The organism is Peptoniphilus rachelemmaiella (assembly GCF_943169845.1).
GTDB classification, from domain to species: Bacteria; Bacillota; Clostridia; order Tissierellales; family Peptoniphilaceae; genus Aedoeadaptatus; species Aedoeadaptatus rachelemmaiella.
This window is the reverse complement of sequence record NZ_CALPBW010000039.1, coordinates 1-853: the sequence shown is the minus strand read 5'-3', so window position 1 is coordinate 853 and position 853 is coordinate 1. Positions and strand designations below refer to the sequence as shown.

The following is an 853-nucleotide window of genomic DNA, read 5'->3' as shown; positions in this document are numbered from 1 at the left end:
CACGTGTTTCTTCGCGTCAAGAAGACACGCTATGATTGCAAGGATTGCGGCGCGCGCTTTGAAGCACCTCTCTCCTTTGCCGCCAAGGGCAAGCAGATGACAAAGCGCTTAATTGCCTATGTAGTGGATGCTTTTCGAGATATCCGTTCCGTGTCGGAGCTGGCGCGGGAAGTAGGCATTTCAACGACGAGTATTTTCCGTATCGTGGCTTGTTTGTTTGTGCCCCGTCAACGGCTGCCTCGCGTCTTTTGTATCGACGAGTTTAAGGGCGACAGCGGCGGAAGCAAGTACCAAACCACCTTGGCCGATGGGGAAGCCCATCGGATCATCGACATTCTCCCGACGCGCTACGGCAAGGATTTAGCTGCTTATTTCTCTTCCATTGATCGAGCGGAGCGTCGCGGCGTCGAAATCTTTGTCAGCGATATGTGCGGCACCTTTAAGGGCGTGAGAGAGGCTTTCTTTCCACAAAGCGCCCATGTCATTGACCGCTACCATTTCATCCGCCAAGTCCATTGGGCCTTGGAAAACGTCAGAAAACGGGAACAGAAACGCATGACGGCGACGGAAAGGAAATGGTTTAAAAGGAGTCGCAGCCTCCTGAAAAAACCGGCTAAAGACCTTACAGAGGCGGAAAAAGGTCTCGTCGCCACCATGCTCGAAAAGAGCGACGCCATTCGAACCGCCTACATCTTAAAAGAAGGCTTTTACACCTACGTCCTTTCTCAGAACGACAAAGAAACCGCCGCCACCGCCCTTTCAAAGTGGATGGAAGAGGCAAAGAAAGGCGGGCAAAAGGAATGGCGTTACTGCTTGCGCGCCTACAACAACTGGTTCGAGGAGATCACCAACA

Annotated in this window: 1 protein-coding gene; it reads left to right on the top strand. The window is 52.5% G+C overall.

The window, feature by feature from the left end; genetic code table 11:
- The coding region (locus KO087_RS09520) for an ISL3 family transposase (RefSeq protein WP_215508990.1) at positions 1–853 on the top strand (853 nt) is incomplete at both ends.